The sequence below is a fragment of the Streptomyces hoynatensis genome (assembly GCF_003626535.1).
Classification (GTDB): Bacteria; Actinomycetota; Actinomycetes; order Streptomycetales; family Streptomycetaceae; genus Streptomyces; species Streptomyces hoynatensis.
Genome location: NZ_RBAL01000003.1, coordinates 41,888 through 58,794 on the forward strand (window position 1 = coordinate 41,888; position 16,907 = coordinate 58,794).

The following is a 16,907-nucleotide window of genomic DNA, read 5'->3' on the forward strand; positions in this document are numbered from 1 at the left end:
TGCCTGGGCGGCCGGCCCGGCCCGGCCGCGCGCTGTCGGTGGCGTGGCTTAGGGTCGGACGACGTGGAACCCGATCTGTTCACCGCGGCGGCCGAGGAGCGCGCCGAGCGGGACCCGGCCGCCCGGCCGCTGGCCGTGCGGATGCGGCCGACCTCCCTGGACGAGGTGGTGGGCCAGCGCCACCTGCTGCGGCCGGGATCGCCGCTGCGCCGCCTCGTCGGCGAGCGCGGCGGGGGACCTGCGGGTCCCTCCTCGGTGCTGCTGTGGGGCCCTCCCGGCACCGGCAAGACCACCCTCGCCTACGTGGTCAGCCAGGCGACGGACCGGAGGTTCGTCGAGCTCTCGGCCATCACCGCGGGCGTGAAGGAGGTGCGGGCGGTCATCGACGGCGCCCGCCGCTCCCTGGGCGCCTACGGCAAGGAGACCGTCCTCTTCCTCGACGAGATCCACCGCTTCAGCAAGGCCCAGCAGGACTCGCTGCTGCCCGCGGTGGAGAACCGCTGGGTCACCCTGATCGCCGCCACCACGGAGAATCCGTACTTCTCGGTGATCTCGCCGCTGCTGTCCAGGTCGCTGCTGCTGACGCTCGAGCCGCTGACCGAGGAGGACGTGCGGGCCCTGCTGCGCCGGGCCGTCGCCGAGGAGCGCGGCCTGGGCGGAGCGGTCGCGCTGCCGGCCGACAGCGAGGCGCACCTGCTGCGGATAGCGGGCGGGGACGCCCGCCGGGCGCTGACCGCGCTGGAGGCCGGGGCCGGGGCGGCGCTGGCCAAGGGCGAGTCCGAGCTCACCCTGGCCACCCTGGAGGAGGCGGTGGACCGCGCGGCCGTCACCTACGACCGGGACGGCGACCAGCACTACGACGTGGCCAGCGCCCTGATCAAGTCCGTCCGCGGCTCGGACGTGGACGCCGCGCTGCACTATCTGGCCCGGATGATCGAGGCGGGGGAGGACCCGCGGTTCATCGCCCGCCGGCTGATGATCTCCGCGAGCGAGGACATCGGATTGGCCGATCCGGCGGCGCTGCAGACCGCCGTGGCCGCGGCCCAGGCGGTGGCGATGATCGGCTTCCCGGAGGCGGCCCTCACGCTCGCCCACGCGACCATCGCGCTCGCCCTCGCCCCCAAGTCGAACGCGGTGGTGACCGCCATCGGCCAGGCGCAGGCCGACGTGCGGGCGGGCCTGGCCGGGCCCGTGCCGCCGCACCTGCGGGACAGCCACTACCGCGGCGCGGCGAAGCTCGGCCACGGCGAGGGGTACCAGTACCCGCACGACCTGCCGGGCGGCATCGCGGCCCAGCAGTACGCGCCCGACGCGGTGCACGGCAAGCGGTACTACCGGCCGACGCGGCACGGGGCCGAGGCCAGGTACGCGGAGGTGCTGCAGCGGGTCCGGGCCCGGCTCGCCGGGGAGAAGCCGGGGGAGCAGGGCGGCCCGGACTGAGCCGGCCGCCTCCCGGCGGGGACCGGCCGCGGGCCCCGGCGGGAGGCTCAGCCGGCGGCGGCCTCGAAGAGGTGGCGCATGGCCCGGCGCAGGCGCGTGACGTCCTGGACGGGCTCGGGGAACTCGAAGCGCGCGTCGATGCAGGAGCCGCCGTGGCACAGCCGCACCCGCAGGCCGAAGCGGTCCAGGCTCAGCGGGGCGACCCGCGGCGGGCGGGCCGACGGCAGCATGCCGCAGATCTCGGGCAACAGCGAGCACAGCGACTGGAGTTGCTCCTCGTGCGCGGCGGCCAGGTGCTGGAGCAGCTCCGTCTCGTGGCGGGCGAGCGGGTCGGCCGCCGCCTCGGCGAACTCGTCCGGCTCGACGTGCTCCGCGCCCCACAGGTCGTCCGTGTACGCCTCGCCGACCTCCAGGCGCAGCAGGGCCCAGCCCGGCCCTGCGAGGGGCCCGGCGGGGTCGGCCGGCAGCCCGGCGCCCGCCGCCTCGGCGCCCGCCCCGGGAAGGGCGGTGAGCCAGCCCGACACCCGGGCCCGGCCCCGGATGCGGTGGGGCACCGCGACGGGGGCGACGTCGGTGAGTTCCAGCACCGCAGGGACCTCCTCGCCCGCCGCCCGCACGGTGGCCCTGGCGACGGGCGAACTCGCGGGCAGCAGCAGGTGGATGTCGCCCGAGGGGACGACGGCCCGCGAGGCCGGTGTGCCCTGCCCGGGCGTCCCCGCGCCCTCGCCCGGCTCGTGGCCGGGAATACCCAGGCTCGCGGAGGCGCTCGACTCGACGAGGGTGCGCACGCGTTCGGCGGCGGACGGCCGCCGCGCGGCGCCTTCCGGCTCCTGGGGATGCGGCTGCCCCACCCCCCGGCCTCGTGGTCCTGTGCCGGGGTCGTGGGTCCCGGGTCGAGTCATCGCGCACTCCTCAGCTAAGGTAAGCCTTACCTAACTTACATGGAGGATCGTTCCCCGTGAACCAGTCGCGTCCCAAGATCAAGAAGTCGCGTGCGCTCGGCGTCGCGCTGACCCCGAAGGCCGTCAAGTACTTCGAGGCGCGCCCCTACCCGCCGGGCCAGCACGGCCGCGGGCGCAAGCAGAGCAGCGACTACAAGGTCCGGCTGCTGGAAAAGCAGCGGCTGCGCGCCCAGTACGACATCAGCGAGCGCCAGATGGTCAGGGCCTACGAGCGCGCCCGCAAGGTGCAGGGCAAGACGGGCGAGGCGCTGATCATCGAGCTCGAACGGCGCCTGGACGCGCTCGTGCTGCGCTCCGGCCTCGCCCGCACCATCTACCAGGCCCGGCAGATGGTCGTGCACGGCCACCTCGCGGTCAACGGCCGCAAGGTGGACAAGCCCTCCTTCCGCGTCCGCCCCGAGGACGTCGTCACCGTGCGCGAGCGCAGCCGCGCCAAGCACCCCTTCCTCGTCGCCCGGGAGGGCGGTTACGCGGGCGAGGGCGAGACCCCGCGCTACCTGCAGGTCAACCTGGAGGCGCTGGCCTTCAGGCTGGACCGGGACCCCCAGCGCGCGGAGATCCCGGTCGTCTGCGACGAGCAGCTGGTCGTCGAGTTCTACGCCCGCTGAGGCGCGCCGCCCGCCGACTCGTCGTCCGGCCTCGGCGCGGGCGGCAGCGGAAGCCGCCGCGCCGACTCGCCCACGGCCAGCCGCTCCCGCTCGCCCTCGGCCCGCGGGGAGGCGACGGCGCTCGGCCGCCCCCGCCCGTACAGCACCCGCGCCACGGCCGCGTCCGCGTCCAGACGCTCGCCCTGCCGCAGGTACTCGCGGTACCTGGCGGGGCCGAGCCGCTCGCGCACCTGCCGTTCGCAGTGGATGTGCGGCGCGTTGAAGAACTCGGAGCCGAAGAGCGGCATGCCCACCGACCGCCACAGCCGCCCGGCCGCGCCCTGGAGCACCGCCGCCTCCACCGGATCGCCCTCGCTCGCGGTGATCCCGGCGAGCAGTTCCAGGGCCTGCACGGTGCTGACCAGGTCGCGGAAGGCGTGCGCCACCCGCAGGCTCTCGTGCAGCATCTCCTTGGCCGCCGGGGTGTCTCCCCGGTGCCAGGCGGAGAACCCCAGCACGTACAGCGCGTAGGTCTTGGCCCACTGCTCGCCGTGGTCCTCGCAGGCCTGCCGCACCTCCTCGCAGATCCCGACGGCCAGCGCCAAATCCCCCTGGAAGGCGATGGCCATGGCGAGTTCGCACCTGGCCATCAGCACGTTGCTGGTGAGCTCGCCGATCTTCTCGTACCTGTCGAGCGCGTCGCGCAGCAGCGCCTCGGCCCGCTCCATCTCGTCGCCGATCAGCGCGATGCAGCCGGTCAGGTGGGTGCTGTACGCGGCGGCCCTGGCGTTCCCGGTGCGCTCGGCGCCCTCCCGGCACTCGTGCAGCACCGTCAGCGCCGCCACCGTGTCGCCCTGGAGCACCGCCACATAGCCGGCCACCCACAGCGCCTTCAGCCGGGTCTCCTCGTGGTCGGTGGCCAGTTCGAGCGCCCGGTCCAGCCAGTGCCGCCCCTCGGCGAGCCGCCCGCAGCCCACCCAGCAGAACCACAGCGTGGCCGCCAGGTAGAGGCCGAAGCGGCCGTCCTCGTCGTCCTCGAGGGCGAATTCGAGCGCGGCCCTCAGATTCGGCATCTCGTCGTTGATCCGCAGCGCCACCTCGGCCTGCCTGGGGCTGAACCACTCCAGCTCGCACCAGGTGACCAGGCCGGTGCACCAGTCGCGGTGCCGGCGCCGCAGCCGCTCCGCGTCCCCGCTGGCCTCCAGCCAGTCCGCGCCGTACGCCCGCAGCGTGCCCAGCATCCGGTACCGCACGCCGGAGGGCGCGTCCTCCCTGGTCACCACCGACTGGGCCACCAGTTCGGTGAGCACGTCCAGGATCTCCTCGGCCGGCAACTCCGGGCTGGAGCAGACGTATTCGGCCGCCTCCAGCTCGAAGTGCCCGGCGAACACCGACAGCCTGGCCCACAGCAGCCGCTCCTGCGGCGTGCACAGCTCGTGGCTCCAGCCCACCGCCGTGCGCAGGGTCTGGTGGTGGGGCGGCGCGCCCCTGCTGCCGCCGATCAGCAGCCGGAAGCGGTCGTCGAGGCGGCTGAGGATCTGGTCGAGCGAGAGCGTCCGCAGGCGGCTCGCGGCCAGCTCGATCGCCAGCGGGATGCCGTCGAGGCGGTGGCAGACCTCCGCCACCTGGCGCCGGTTGGCCGCGGTGACCGCGAAGCCGGGCAGCACCGCCGCCGCGCGCTCGGCGAACAGCGCGGCGGCCTCGCCGAGTTCGGCCGCCGCGTCCCCGTCCTCCAGGGCCACCGGGGCCGCGGCCACCACCTCCAGGGTGGCGGGGGAGTCCTCGCGCGGGGCCGGCAGGGGCCGGGGGGCGGGGGCGCCCAGCGGCTCCAGCGGGAAGAGCCGTTCCCCCGCCACGCCCAGGGGCCGGCGCCCGGCGGTGAGCACCCGCAGCCGCGGCGCCCGCCGCAGGAGTTCGTGCACCATCTCCGCGCAGGGCTCGACGAGGTGGTCGTAGCCGTCGAGCACGAGCAGGAGCCGCCGGTCCGCCAGGTGCTCGACGAGGGTGACCAGCGGCGGCCGGGGCACCTGGTCCACCACGCCCAGGGCCTCCACCACGGCGTGCTCCAGCAGTTCCGGGTCCCGGAGCGTGGCCAGCTCGACCAGCCAGACCCCGTGGGAGAAGCGTTCCTGCAATTGGCGTGCGGTCTCGACCGCGCACCTGGACTTTCCCGCGCCCGCGACCCCGGTCACCGTCACCAGCCGTGATCTCGCCAACTGGCGCTTTATCGCGCTGATTTCCTGCTGGCGGCCGATGAACGTGGTCAGCTCCGCGGGAAGGTTGCCCGGCCGGTGTCCGGTCCCCGGAGTCTCCCGAGCCGGAGGCTCGGAGCCCTGAAAGCCTCGCATGAAACACGCAGCGTACTCGGCGATATGCAGAACGTACAATTGCGGCCGGTGGGCCTTGGCAAGCGCGGCGGAATGCGGTACAGGTCCGCCCGCCGGGCGCGATAGGGTCTTCACCTGCCGTCGCGCGCCGAACGGGCCCTCCGCGAGGGCGCGCGGAAGGCCGAATCCAGGCGTTATTCCGACGTCTGTCCGAGACCCATCCGAGGGAAGCGGTGCGTTCGTGTCCGGTGGAGAAGTGGCCGGCCTCCTGGTGGCCGTCTTCTGGGCGATCCTGGTCTCCTTCCTCGCCGTCGTCCTGGTCCGGCTGGCCCAGACGCTGCGGGCGGCGACGAGGCTGGTGACGGCCGTGACCGAGGAGGCGGTCCCGCTGCTCGGCGAGGCCTCGGACACCGTCCGCTCGGCCCAGACGCAGCTCGACCGCGTGGAGACCATCGCCTCCGACGTGCAGGACGTCGCCGCCAACGCCTCCGCCCTGTCCGCGACCGTCGCCTCCACCTTCGGCGGCCCGCTGGTCAAGGTCGCCGCCTTCGGCTACGGGGTGCGCCGCGCGCTCTCCCGCCGCCGCGAGCCCGCGCCCCCCGCCCAGGCGCAGGCCGGGCGCGTCCTTCCGGGCCGGCTGCTGCCCACGCCCCGCCGGGACGCCCCCGGCCGGCGCGCGGCGGAGGCCGGCCGGGCGCGGGCGACGGGGCGCGCGGAGCGGACGGGGCGCGCCGGGCGCCGGGGACGCCGGGGAGAGGACTGATCGCACATGATCCGCCGTGCCTTCTGGTTCACCACGGGAGCGGCCGCCGGGATCTGGGCCACCACCAGGGTCCAGCGCACCCTGCGCGCCCTCGCCCCGGACAGCCTCGCCCACCGCGCCGCGGACCGGGCCCTCGCCGCGGGCCACCGCGCCCGCGACTTCGCGCGCGACGTCCGCGTCGGCATGGCGCAGCGCGAGCACGAGCTGAACGAGGCGCTGGGGCTGACCGCGGGCGAACCGCCCGCGCCCGCCGGGGCCCTGGCGCCCCCGCCGCCGCGGCCCGCCCTCGGCCCGGCCCCCGCCCCCGCGGCACCGCCCGCGCCCCTCGCGCCCGGCGCACCGCAACGCACCCAAGCGAACCGAAAGAACCGATCGGAAACCCGGAAACCCGGAAACCCGGAAAAGAGGACCACTGATGGAGTCGGCTGAAATCCGTCGCCGCTGGCTGAGCTTCTTCGAGGAGCGTGGGCACACCGTCGTGCCGTCGGCGTCGCTGATCGCGGACGACCCGACGCTGCTGCTGGTCCCGGCGGGCATGGTGCCCTTCAAGCCCTACTTCCTCGGCGAGGTCTCCCCGCCCTTCCCGCGGGCGGTCAGCGTGCAGAAGTGTGTGCGCACCCCCGACATCGAGGAGGTCGGCAAGACCACCAGGCACGGCACGTTCTTCCAGATGTGCGGCAACTTCTCGTTCGGGGACTACTTCAAGGAGGGGGCCATCACCCTCGCCTGGGAGCTGATGACCACCCCGGTCGCCGAGGGCGGCTTCGGCCTCGACCCCGAGCGCCTGTGGATCACCGTCTACGAGGGCGACGACGAGGCCGAGCGCATCTGGCGGGACGTCGTCGGCGTGCCCGCCGCACGCATCCAGCGGCTGGGCATGGGCCCCAACTTCTGGTCCATGGGCGTGCCCGGCCCCTGCGGGCCCTGCTCGGAGATCAACTACGACCGCGGCCCCGAGTTCGGCCCCGAGGGCGGCCCCGCCGTCAACGACGAGCGCTACGTCGAGCTGTGGAACCTCGTGTTCATGCAGTACGAGCGGGGCCCGGGCCAGGGCAAGGACGACTACCCGATCGTGGGCGACCTGCCGGCCAGGAACATCGACACCGGCCTCGGCCTCGAACGCCTGGCGATGATCCTCCAGGGCGTCCGGAACATGTACGAGACCGACACCCTGCGCGTCGTCATCGACAAGGCGGGCGAGCTGACCGGCGTCGCCTACGGGGACGGCGAGGACTCCGACGTCTCGCTGCGGGTCGTCGCCGACCACATGCGCACCTCGGTGATGCTCATCGGCGACGGCGTCACCCCGGGCAACGAGGGCCGCGGCTACGTGCTGCGCCGCATCATGCGCCGCGCCATCCGCAACATGCGCATCCTCGGCGCCACCGGCTCGGTCGTCGGGGAGCTGGCCGACGTGGTGCTCGCCACGATGGGGCAGCAGTACCCCGAGCTGCTGACCGACCGCAGGCGCATCGAGACCGTCGCCCTCGCCGAGGAGGCCGCCTTCCTGAAGACGCTGAAGGCGGGCACCGGCATCCTCGACGCCGCGGTGGCCGAGACCAAGGCCGCCGGGGGCGGGGTCCTGCCGGGGGAGCAGGCCTTCCTGCTGCACGACACCTGGGGCTTCCCCATCGACCTCACCCTGGAGATGGCCGCGGAGCAGGGCCTCACCGTGGACGAGGCCGGGTTCCGCCGCCTGATGAAGGAGCAGCGCGAGCGCGCCAAGGCGGACGCCAGGGCCAAGAAGCAGGGCCACGCCGACCTGTCCGCCTACCGGCAGGTGGCCGACGCCGCCGGCGCCTCGGAGTTCATCGGCTACCAGCACACCGCGGGCGAGGCCCGGGTGGCCGGCCTGCTCGTCGACGGCGCCGCGGCCCCGGCCGCCGTCGAGGGCGACGAGGTCGAGGTGGTCCTCGACCGCACCCCGTTCTACGCCGAGGGCGGCGGCCAGCTCGCCGACACCGGGCGCATCCGGCTGGACTCGGGCGCCGTCGTGGAGGTCAGGGACGTGCAGCAGCCGGTGCCCGGCGTCATCGTCCACAAGGGGGTCGTCCAGGTCGGCGAGGTCACCGTCGGCGCCCAGGCGGAGTGCCGCATCGACGTGGCCAGGCGCCGGGCCATCGCCAGGGCGCACAGCGCCACCCACCTCACCCACCAGGCGCTGCGCGACGCCCTCGGCCCCACCGCGGCCCAGGCCGGCTCCGAGAACGCCCCGGGGCGCTTCCGCTTCGACTTCGGCTCGCCCACGGCGGTGCCCGCCGGGGTGCTGCTGGACGTGGAACAGAAGATCAACGAGGTGCTGGCCCGCGAACTGGACGTCACCGCCGAGGTGATGGGCCTGGAGGAGGCCAGGAAGCAGGGCGCCATCGCGGAGTTCGGCGAGAAGTACGGCGAGCGCGTGCGGGTGGTCACCATCGGCGACTACTCCAAGGAGCTGTGCGGCGGCACCCACGTGCACAACACCGCCCAGCTCGGCCTGGTCAAGCTGCTCGGCGAGTCCTCGATCGGCTCCGGCGTGCGCCGGGTCGAGGCGCTGGTGGGCACCGACGCCTACCGCTTCCTGGCCCGCGAGCACACCGTCGTCGCCCAGCTGACCGAGCTGGTCAAGGGCCGGCCAGAGGAGCTGCCCGAGCGGATCTCCGGCATGCTCGGCCGGCTGCGCGAGGCGGAGAAGGAGATCGAGCGCTTCCGCGCCGCCCAGGTGCTGCAGGCCGCCGGCGAACTGGCGGCCGGCGCCAGGGACGTGCGGGGCGTGGCGCTGGTCACCGGCCGGGTGCCCGAGGGCACCACCGCGGACGACCTGCGGCGGCTGGTCCTCGACGTCAGGGGCCGCATCCGCGGCGACCGGGCGGCCGTCGTGGCCCTGTGCACCGTGGTGAACGGCCGCCCGCAGACCGTGGTGGCCACCAACGAGGCCGCCAGGGAGCGCGGGCTGCGGGCCGGCGACCTGGTGCGTGCCGCGGCCAAGGCGCTGGGCGGCGGCGGTGGCGGCAAGCCCGACGTCGCGCAGGGCGGCGGCCAGGACCCGGCGGCGGTCGACGAGGCGCTGGCCGCCGTGGAGCGGCTGGTCGGGGAGTCCGCCTGATGCGGCACGGCAGGCGCCTCGCCGTGGACGTGGGCGAGGCGCGGATCGGGGTCGCGAGCAGCGACCCCGACGGCCTGCTCGCCACCCCGGTGGAGACCGTGCCGGGGCGGGACGCGGCCGCGGCCCAGCGGCGCCTTTCCGAACTCGTCGCCGAGTACGAGCCGGTGGAGGTGGTGGTCGGGCTGCCGCGTTCGCTGAACGGCGGCGAGGGCCCGGCCGCCGCCCGGGTACGGGCCTTCGCGCAGGAGACGGCCCGCCGCATCGCGCCGGTGCCGGTGCGGCTGGTCGACGAGCGGCTGAGCACCGTCGGCGCGGCGCGGGCCATGCGGGCCTCCGGCGTCTCCGCGAAGAAGGGCAGAGCGCGCATCGACCAGGCCGCGGCGGTCGTCATCCTGCAAACGGCCCTGGACAGCGAGCGCTCCTCGGGGCGCCCGCCGGGGCAGTGCGTCGAAGTGGTTGTCTGATCGCGATACGGTAACGTTCGGCGCGACAGGGCAGTCGTGTGGGCTGCGGGGGGTGCTGGACTGCCGTCTTGCGGCGCAAGGGGATCGATGACTGAGTATGGCCGGGGGCCCGGCTCCGAACCGTGGCACCCCGACGATCCGCTCTACGGCGAGCGGGACTGGTCCGGCGAGTTGGGCGGCCAGGGCGCGCAGTACGGTTCCTGGGAGCAGGCTGGCGGCCCTCAGGCGGCCTACCCGCAGGACGGGCGGTTTCCCCAGGACGGGCAGTTCCCCCAGGACGGCCAGGGGCAGCAGTCCTACTACCCGCAGCAGGAGCAGCAGGGCGGCTGGGACGCCACCGGGCAGTACGACGTCCCGGGCCAGTACGGGCACACCGGCCAGTACGGGCACACCGGCCAGTACGAGACCACCGGGCAGTACGAGACCACCGGCCGGTACGAGACCGGCTTCGGCACCGGGCACGGCCACGACGCCGGGGGCTACGGCACCGGCGGCCTCGAGACGGGATGGAACACCGGCGGGTTCGACACCGGCGGGTTCGACACCGCGGGCCAGGGCTACGTCGGGGACGCCTACGGCGGGCAGGCGGGCGGCGGTTACCCCACCGGGGAGTTCCCCGCCGGCCCCTACGCGGCGGGCCAGGGGTACGCCACGCAGCAGCACCCGCAGTCCGGCGGGCAGCAACTGCCGCCGCAGCAGCACCAGTCGCCGCACGCGCAGGACTACCAGGCGCAGGCGCAGCAGTACCACCGGCAGGGACAGCAGGCCGCGCACACGCAGCAGGTCCCGCAGGCTCCGCAGGACCGGCAGGCCGGGCGGCCCTACGGCGCGGACGCCTACCAGGAGGAGCCCGTCGAGCCCGGCCGGCTCCGGCCCGGCGGGCAGGAGCCGTTCCGCCGCGGCGAGTCCCCGCTGCCCCCGCCCGCCCGCGAGCCCGGCCCGCGCGGCCCCGCGGACCCGGGGCCCGACCCGGAGACCGGCTGGGACCCCGGGCCCGACCAGGGCGAGCTCGACTTCTTCTCCCGGGGCGAGGAGGAGGACGGCCGGGAGGGCGAGGACCGCCAGGGCCGCCGCGGCGACCGCCCGCGGAAGGGACGGCGCGGCTGCGGCTGCATGGTGGCCGTGGTGCTCGTGGTGGGCATGGTGGGCGGGGGCGGCTACTACGCCTACACGATGTACCAGGAGCGGTTCGGCCCGGCGCCCGACTACGAGGGCGAGGGCACCGGCGAGGTGCAGATCGAGATCCCCGAGGGCGCGGTCGTCTCCGACATCGGGAACATCCTCAAGGAGAGCGGCGTCGTCAAGAGCCACGACGCCTTCGTCGAGGCGGCGGGGGACAAGACCTTCCAGGCCGGGATCTACACGCTGCGCCGGCACATGTCGGCGGAGGCCGCGGTGGAGCTGCTGCTCGACCCCGCCACGGTCAACGCCCTCACCATCCCCGAGGGGCGGCGCGCCACCGACATCTACGCCATGATCGACGAGAAGCTCGGCCTGGAGGAGGGCGCCACGGCCGAGGTCGCCGAGACCGCCGACCTCGGGCTGCCGGACTGGGCCGAGGGCGACATCGAGGGCTTCCTCTATCCGGCGCGCTACGACGTGGGCGAGGACACCACGCCCGAGGAACTGCTCGGCGCGATGGTGGACCGCGCCGAGGCGGAGTTCGAGGAACTCGACCTGGAGGGCCGGGCGGAGCAGGTGGGCCGCACCCCGCACGAGGTGCTCACCATCGCCTCGCTGGTGCAGGCGGAGGCCCAGGAGGACGAGGACTTCGGCAAGGTGTCCCGGGTCATCTACAACCGCCTCGACGCCGACATGCGGCTCCAGTTCGACTCCACGCTCAACTACGCGATGGGCCGCTCCACGCTCGACACCTCGATCGAGGACACCCACTACGACTCGCCCTACAACACCTACGAGGAATACGGCCTGCCGCCCGGCCCCATCGACAACCCGGGCGAGCAGGCGATGGAGGCGGCGCTCAACCCGACCGAGGGAGACTGGCTCTACTTCGTCACCGTCTCGCCGGGCGACACCCGCTTCACCGACGACGCCGAGGAGCACGAGCGCAATGTCCAGGACTTCAACGAGGCCAACTCCTCGGGCGGGGACGGCTGAGCCCCGGCCCGCCGCGCGGCGGGCCGCCGTCCTCGGCTCGCCCGTCGCCCACTCCCTGTCCCCGGCGCTGCACCGGGCCGCGTACGCCGCGCTCGGCCTGGACGACTGGCGCTACGACCGGTTCGAGGTGGACGAGGAGGGGCTGCCGCGGTTCCTCGACGGGCTCGGCCCCGAGTGGGCCGGCTGCTCGCTGACGATGCCGCTCAAGCGTGCCGTGCTCCCGCTGCTCGACGAGATCAGCGAGGTGGCGGCCTCGATCGAGGCGGTCAACACCCTGGTCTTCGCCCCCGACGGCCGCCGGCTCGGCGACAACACCGACGTCCCCGGCATGATCGCGGCGCTGCGCGAGGCGGGCACCGACCGGGTCGAGGAGGCCACCGTGCTCGGCGCCGGGGCGACCGCCTCCTCCGCGCTCGCCGCGCTCGGGCGGATCGGCGCCGCCCGGGTCACCGCCTACGTCCGCTCCCCGGAGCGGGCCGCCCAGATGCGCGGCTGGGGGGAGCGGCTCGGGCTCGAGGTGGCCACCGCCCCCTGGGAGGAGGCCCACCGGGGCCTCGGCGCGCCGCTGGTCGTGGCCACGACCCCCGCGGGCAGCACCGACGAACTGGCCGCCGGACTCCGGGAACTTCCCGGCCCCGGGGCCCCCGCCGGGGGCGGTGGCCCGCTCGGCACCCTCTTCGACGTGCTCTACGAGCCCTGGCCGACCGCCCTGGCCGCGGCCTGGGCGGCGCGCGGCGGGCCGGTCGTCGGCGGCCTCGACCTCCTGGTCCACCAGGCGGTCCTCCAGGTCGAACAGATGACGGGGCGCGCCCCCGCGCCGGTGAAGGAGATGCGCGCCGCCGGCGAGGCCGCCCTGAGCGCGCGCTGAGGCGCGGGCCGGGGCGCGTGCGCCGCCCGGGGGGAGCGTGGGCGTCTCGCGGGTCAGACGCCCGGTCGGGTGAACCCGGCGGACGTGGCAGGATCAGGGGGAAGACGGCCGGGTCCCGCGGAAGCCGGGGGACCCGCGTACCGGAACGCCTGACCGCCGCAGAGGCGAAAGAGTCGCGAGGAGCACCGTTGAGCAGGCTGCGCTGGCTGACCGCGGGAGAGTCGCACGGTCCCGCACTGGTGGCGACCCTGGAGGGGCTGCCCGCCGGGGTCCCCGTCACCACCGGCATGGTGGCGGACGCCCTGGCGCGCCGCCGGCTCGGCTACGGACGCGGGGCCAGGATGAAGTTCGAGCGCGACGAGGTCACCTTCCTCGGCGGCGTCCGGCACGGCCTCACCCTGGGCTCCCCGGTGGCGATCATGGTCGGCAACACCGAGTGGCCCAAGTGGGAGAAGGTGATGGCCGCCGACCCCGTCGACGCCGCCGAGTTGGAGGGGCTCGCCCGCAACGCGCCGCTCACCCGCCCCCGCCCCGGGCACGCCGACCTGGCCGGCATGCAGAAGTACGGCTTCGCCGAGGCCAGGCCGATCCTGGAGCGCGCCTCCGCCAGGGAGACCGCGGCCCGCGTCGCCCTCGGGGCGGTGGCCCGCTCCTACCTGAAGGAGACCACCGGCATCGAACTGGTCTCCCACGTGGTCGAGTTGGGCGGTGCCGCCGCCCCGCCCGGCGTGCTGCCGCGGCCCGGGGACACCGAGCGCCTCGACGCCGACCCGGTGCGCTGTTTGGACGCCGACGCCTCCAAGGCGATGGTCGCGGTCATCGACCAGGCCCACCGCGACGGCGACACCCTCGGCGGCGTCGTCGAGGTGCTTGCCTACGGGGTGCCGGTGGGCCTCGGCTCGCACGTGCACTGGGACCGCAGGCTCGACGCCAGGCTGGCCGGCGCGCTGATGGGCATCCAGGCGATCAAGGGCGTGGAGCTGGGCGACGGCTTCGGGCTCGCCCGCGTCCCCGGCTCCCAGGCCCACGACGAGATCGTCCGCACCACAGAGGGCGGCATCGGCCGGGCCTCGGGCCGCTCGGGCGGCACCGAGGGCGGGCTGAGCACCGGCGAGCTCCTGCGCGTGCGGGCCGCGATGAAGCCCATCGCGACCGTGCCGAAGGCGCTGGCCACCGTGGACGTCACCACGGGCGAGGAGGCCAGGGCCCACCACCAGCGTTCCGACGTCTGCGCCGTGCCCGCGGCCGGGATCGTCGCCGAGGCCATGGTGGCGCTCGTCCTCGCCGACGCCGTGGCCGAGAAGTTCGGCGGGGACAGCGTCGCCGAGACCGCCCGCAACGTCGCCGCCTACCTGTCCCACCTGGAGATCCGATGACCGCCGCCCCGCTCGCCGTCCTGATCGGCCCCCCGGGCTCGGGCAAGACCACCGTCGCCGCCCGCCTGGGCGCCCGCCTCGGCGTGGCCGTCCGGGACACCGACGCCGACGTCGAGGCGACGGCGGGCAAGCCGATCTCCGAGATCTTCCTCGACGAGGGGGAGCCGCACTTCAGGCTGCTGGAGGCCGCCGCCGTGCGCGCCGCGCTCGCCGAGCACCGCGGCGTGCTGTCCCTGGGCGCCGGGGCCGTCGTCGACCCGCACACCCGCGCCCTGCTGGCCGGACTTCCCGTGATCTTCCTCGACGTGCCGCTCGCCGAGGCCGTGAAGCGGGTCGGCCTCGACGCCCCGCGCCCGCTGCTCGCCCTCAACCCGAGGCAGCGCTGGCGGGAGCTGATGGAGCAGCGCCGCCCGCTGTACACCGAGGTGGCCAGGGCGGTGATCGAGACCGGGGGCCGCACCCCGGACGAGGTCGCCCAGGCCGTGCAGGACGCATTGGAGCTCACGACAGCATGACCCCCACCACGCCGGGACCCGGGACCCCCGCCCGCCCCCAGGACGCCCCCGCCGCCGGCTCCCCTGCCGGGGCGGAACCCACCAGGATCACGGTGGGCCCCGCCCCGGGCACCGCAGCCTACGACGTCGTCATCGGCCACCACCTGCTCGGCGAGCTGCCCGGGCTGATCGGCGGGGCCGCCAGGCGGGTCGCCGTGCTGCACCCCGAGGCCCTCGCCGAGACGGGGGAGGTGCTGCGCGAGGACCTGGCGGCCCAGGGCTACGAGGCCGTCGGCGTGCAGCTGCCCAACGCCGAGGAGGCCAAGACGGCCGAGGTGGCCGCCTATTGCTGGACGGCCCTCGGCCGCAGCGGCTTCACCCGCACCGACGTCGTCGTGGGCGTCGGGGGCGGGGCCACCACCGACCTGGCCGGCTTCGTCGCCGCCACCTGGCTGCGCGGGGTGCGCTGGGTCGCGGTGCCCACCACGGTCCTGGGCATGGTGGACGCGGCCGTCGGCGGCAAGACCGGGATCAACACCGCCGAGGGCAAGAACCTGGTCGGCGCCTTCCACCCCCCGGCCGGGGTGCTCTGCGACCTCGCGGCGCTCGCCTCGCTGCCGGTCAACGACTACGTCTCCGGGCTGGCCGAGGTCATCAAGGCCGGGTTCATCGCCGACCCGGCGATCCTGGAGCTGATCGAGTCGGACCCCGAGGCGGCCCGCCGCCCCGAAGGGCCCTTCACCGCCGAGCTGATCGAGCGCTCGGTGCGGGTCAAGGCCGAGGTCGTCTCCGGCGACCTGCGCGAGGCCGGGCGGCGCGAGATCCTCAACTACGGCCACACGCTGGGGCACGCCATCGAGAAGAACGAGCGCTACCGGTGGCGGCACGGCGCGGCCGTCTCGGTCGGCATGGTCTTCGCCGCGGAACTCGGCCGGATCGCCGGCCGCCTCGACGACGCCACCGCCGACCGCCACCGCTCGGTGCTTCGTTCGGTGGGGCTGCCGGTCTCCTACCGCGGCGACCAGTGGCCGCGGCTGCTGGAGACCATGCGGGTGGACAAGAAGTCCCGCGGGGACCGGCTGCGCTTCATCGTGCTGGACGGGCTGGCCAAGCCGACCGTGCTGGAGGGCCCCGACCCGGCGATGCTGCTGGCCGCGCACGCGGAGATCGCCTCGTGAGCCCCCGCGTCCTGGTCCTCAACGGCCCCAACCTCGGCCGCCTCGGCTCCCGCGAGCCCGAGGTCTACGGCTCGACCTCCTACGCCGGGCTCGTCGAGCGCTGCACCGCCCTGGGCCGCGAACTCGGCCTGGAGGTCGAGGTGCGCGAGACCAACGACGAGGGAGAGATGATCCGCTGGCTGCACGAGGCCGCGGACGGGGAGCTGCCCGTCGTCCTCAACCCCGGCGCGTTCACGCACTATTCGTACGGCATGCGGGACGCCGCGGCGCAGCGCACCGCCCCGCTGATCGAGGTGCACATCTCCAACCCGCACACCAGGGAGGAGTTTCGTCACACCTCGGTGGTGGCCGCGGTCGCGACCGGCACCGTCGCCGGCTTCGGGCTCGCCTCCTACGACCTGGCCCTGCGGGCGATCGCCGAGCGCGCGCCCGGCACTCACCGCCCGCTCCGGGCGTTCCCCGAGTGACCGCGGCGAACGGTACCGTGTTTCACGTCTGAACGGATGCGCGGGCCCCGGGCCCGGACGAGACCGAAGTGGGGACGGATGCAACAGCCTGGTGGGATGCCGGTACCACCCCCGGCCCCGCTCGACGGCGGGACGACCGGGTACATACAGCTGCCGCCAGGCGGCATGGTTCCCGCCCCGCAGCACGCCCACGAGGCGCCGCCGGACGTGGCGCACACGGGCCTGGCCGTGCTGCTGATCGGCCCGGCCGGCGCCGGGAAGACGACCGTCGCCCGCTACTGGGCGGAGCGCCGCCGGGTGCCCACCGCCCACATCAGCCTCGACGACGTGCGCGAGTGGGTGCGTTCCGGCTTCGCCGACCCGCGCTCCGGCTGGGACGACCACTCCGAGGCGCAGTACCGCCTGGCCCGCCGCACCTGCGGCTTCGCCGCCCGGAACTTCCTCGCCAACGGGATCTCCTGCATCCTCGACGACGCCGTGTTCCCCGACCGGCCTGCCGTCGGGCTCGGCGGCTGGAAGCGGCACGTCGGCCCCGGCCTCATCCCCATCGTGCTGCTGCCGGGTCTCGACGTCGTCCTGGAGCGGAACGCCGCCCGCACCGGCACCCGCCGGCTGTCCGACGAGGAGGTGGCGACGATCCACGGCCGGATGGCCGGCTGGTACGGCTCGGGGCTGCCCATCATCGACAACTCGCGGCACGACGTCGCCACCACCGCGCGGATGCTGGACGAGGCGGTGGCCCGCAGCCTCAGCGCGCCGCCGCCCTGGTGAGCGGGGA

The 16,907-nt window shown here is 75.0% G+C and carries 15 protein-coding genes; 13 read left to right on the top strand and 2 right to left on the bottom strand.

Going from position 1 to position 16,907, the window contains the following annotated elements:
• Positions 1-63 precede the first annotated feature (63 nt).
• Entirely contained in the window at positions 64-1,440 is a 1,377-nt protein-coding gene (locus D7294_RS06040; protein ID WP_120676354.1) for a replication-associated recombination protein A, read from the top strand.
• 47 nt (positions 1,441-1,487) lie between these two features.
• Here the strand turns inward: D7294_RS06040 and D7294_RS06045 are convergent, their stop codons facing one another.
• Positions 1,488-2,342, bottom strand: a complete 855-nt coding sequence (locus tag D7294_RS06045; protein WP_241562147.1) for a DUF2470 domain-containing protein — start codon at positions 2,340-2,342, stop codon at positions 1,488-1,490.
• A 56-nt stretch (positions 2,343-2,398) separates the two neighbouring features.
• On the opposite strand from D7294_RS06045, the gene rpsD reads away from it, so the two are divergent.
• Positions 2,399-3,010 (top strand): 30S ribosomal protein S4, encoded by a 612-nt coding sequence (gene rpsD, locus D7294_RS06050; protein ID WP_120676358.1) that lies wholly within the window; start codon positions 2,399-2,401, stop codon positions 3,008-3,010.
• Here rpsD and D7294_RS06055 read toward each other — a convergent pair.
• On the bottom strand, positions 2,998-5,337 hold the full coding sequence (locus tag D7294_RS06055) for an ATP-binding protein (RefSeq protein WP_120676360.1): 2,340 nt from the start codon (positions 5,335-5,337) through the stop codon (positions 2,998-3,000). The two genes, rpsD and D7294_RS06055, sit on opposite strands and share 13 nt — an antisense overlap.
• A 220-nt stretch (positions 5,338-5,557) precedes the next feature.
• Here D7294_RS06055 and D7294_RS06060 point away from each other — a divergent pair, with 220 nt between their 5' ends.
• From D7294_RS06060 to D7294_RS06110, 11 genes are all read left to right on the top strand, one after another.
• On the top strand, positions 5,558-6,079 hold the full coding sequence (locus tag D7294_RS06060; protein ID WP_120676362.1) for a DUF948 domain-containing protein: 522 nt from the start codon (positions 5,558-5,560) through the stop codon (positions 6,077-6,079).
• Positions 6,080-6,085: 6 nt separating this feature from the next.
• Positions 6,086-6,508, top strand: coding sequence for a DUF6167 family protein (locus tag D7294_RS32900; RefSeq protein WP_241562149.1), 423 nt, complete (start codon positions 6,086-6,088; stop codon positions 6,506-6,508).
• Positions 6,495-9,164, top strand: a complete 2,670-nt coding sequence (gene alaS / locus D7294_RS06070) for an alanine--tRNA ligase (RefSeq protein WP_120676364.1) — start codon at positions 6,495-6,497, stop codon at positions 9,162-9,164. The genes D7294_RS32900 and alaS overlap by 14 nt, the downstream gene beginning before the upstream one ends.
• Positions 9,164-9,628 carry a Holliday junction resolvase RuvX gene (gene ruvX, locus D7294_RS06075; RefSeq protein ID WP_120676366.1) on the top strand — a complete coding sequence of 155 codons (465 nt, stop codon included), beginning with the start codon at positions 9,164-9,166 and terminating at the stop codon, positions 9,626-9,628. Before alaS ends, ruvX begins: the two co-directional genes overlap by 1 nt.
• A gap of 87 nt (positions 9,629-9,715) precedes the next feature.
• Positions 9,716-11,746: an endolytic transglycosylase MltG gene (gene mltG, locus D7294_RS06080; RefSeq protein ID WP_120676368.1), complete on the top strand. Its 2,031-nt coding sequence runs from the start codon at positions 9,716-9,718 to the stop codon at positions 11,744-11,746.
• Positions 11,700-12,614: a shikimate dehydrogenase gene (locus tag D7294_RS06085; protein WP_120676369.1), complete on the top strand. Its 915-nt coding sequence runs from the start codon at positions 11,700-11,702 to the stop codon at positions 12,612-12,614. The genes mltG and D7294_RS06085 overlap by 47 nt, the downstream gene beginning before the upstream one ends.
• Before the next feature lie 188 nt (positions 12,615-12,802).
• Positions 12,803-13,990 carry a chorismate synthase gene (gene aroC, locus D7294_RS06090; protein WP_120676370.1) on the top strand — a complete coding sequence of 396 codons (1,188 nt, stop codon included), beginning with the start codon at positions 12,803-12,805 and terminating at the stop codon, positions 13,988-13,990.
• Complete coding sequence (locus D7294_RS06095) at positions 13,987-14,505, top strand: shikimate kinase (protein WP_120676371.1); 519 nt, start codon at positions 13,987-13,989, stop codon at positions 14,503-14,505. The genes aroC and D7294_RS06095 overlap by 4 nt, the downstream gene beginning before the upstream one ends.
• Complete coding sequence (gene aroB / locus D7294_RS06100) at positions 14,502-15,662, top strand: 3-dehydroquinate synthase (protein ID WP_120676372.1); 1,161 nt, start codon at positions 14,502-14,504, stop codon at positions 15,660-15,662. The genes D7294_RS06095 and aroB overlap by 4 nt, the downstream gene beginning before the upstream one ends.
• Positions 15,659-16,129, top strand: coding sequence for a type II 3-dehydroquinate dehydratase (gene aroQ / locus D7294_RS06105; protein ID WP_120676373.1), 471 nt, complete (start codon positions 15,659-15,661; stop codon positions 16,127-16,129). The genes aroB and aroQ overlap by 4 nt, the downstream gene beginning before the upstream one ends.
• A 96-nt stretch (positions 16,130-16,225) precedes the next feature.
• Entirely contained in the window at positions 16,226-16,900 is a 675-nt protein-coding gene (locus D7294_RS06110; RefSeq protein ID WP_120676374.1) for an AAA family ATPase, read from the top strand.
• The last annotated feature ends 7 nt before the right edge of the window (positions 16,901-16,907 follow it).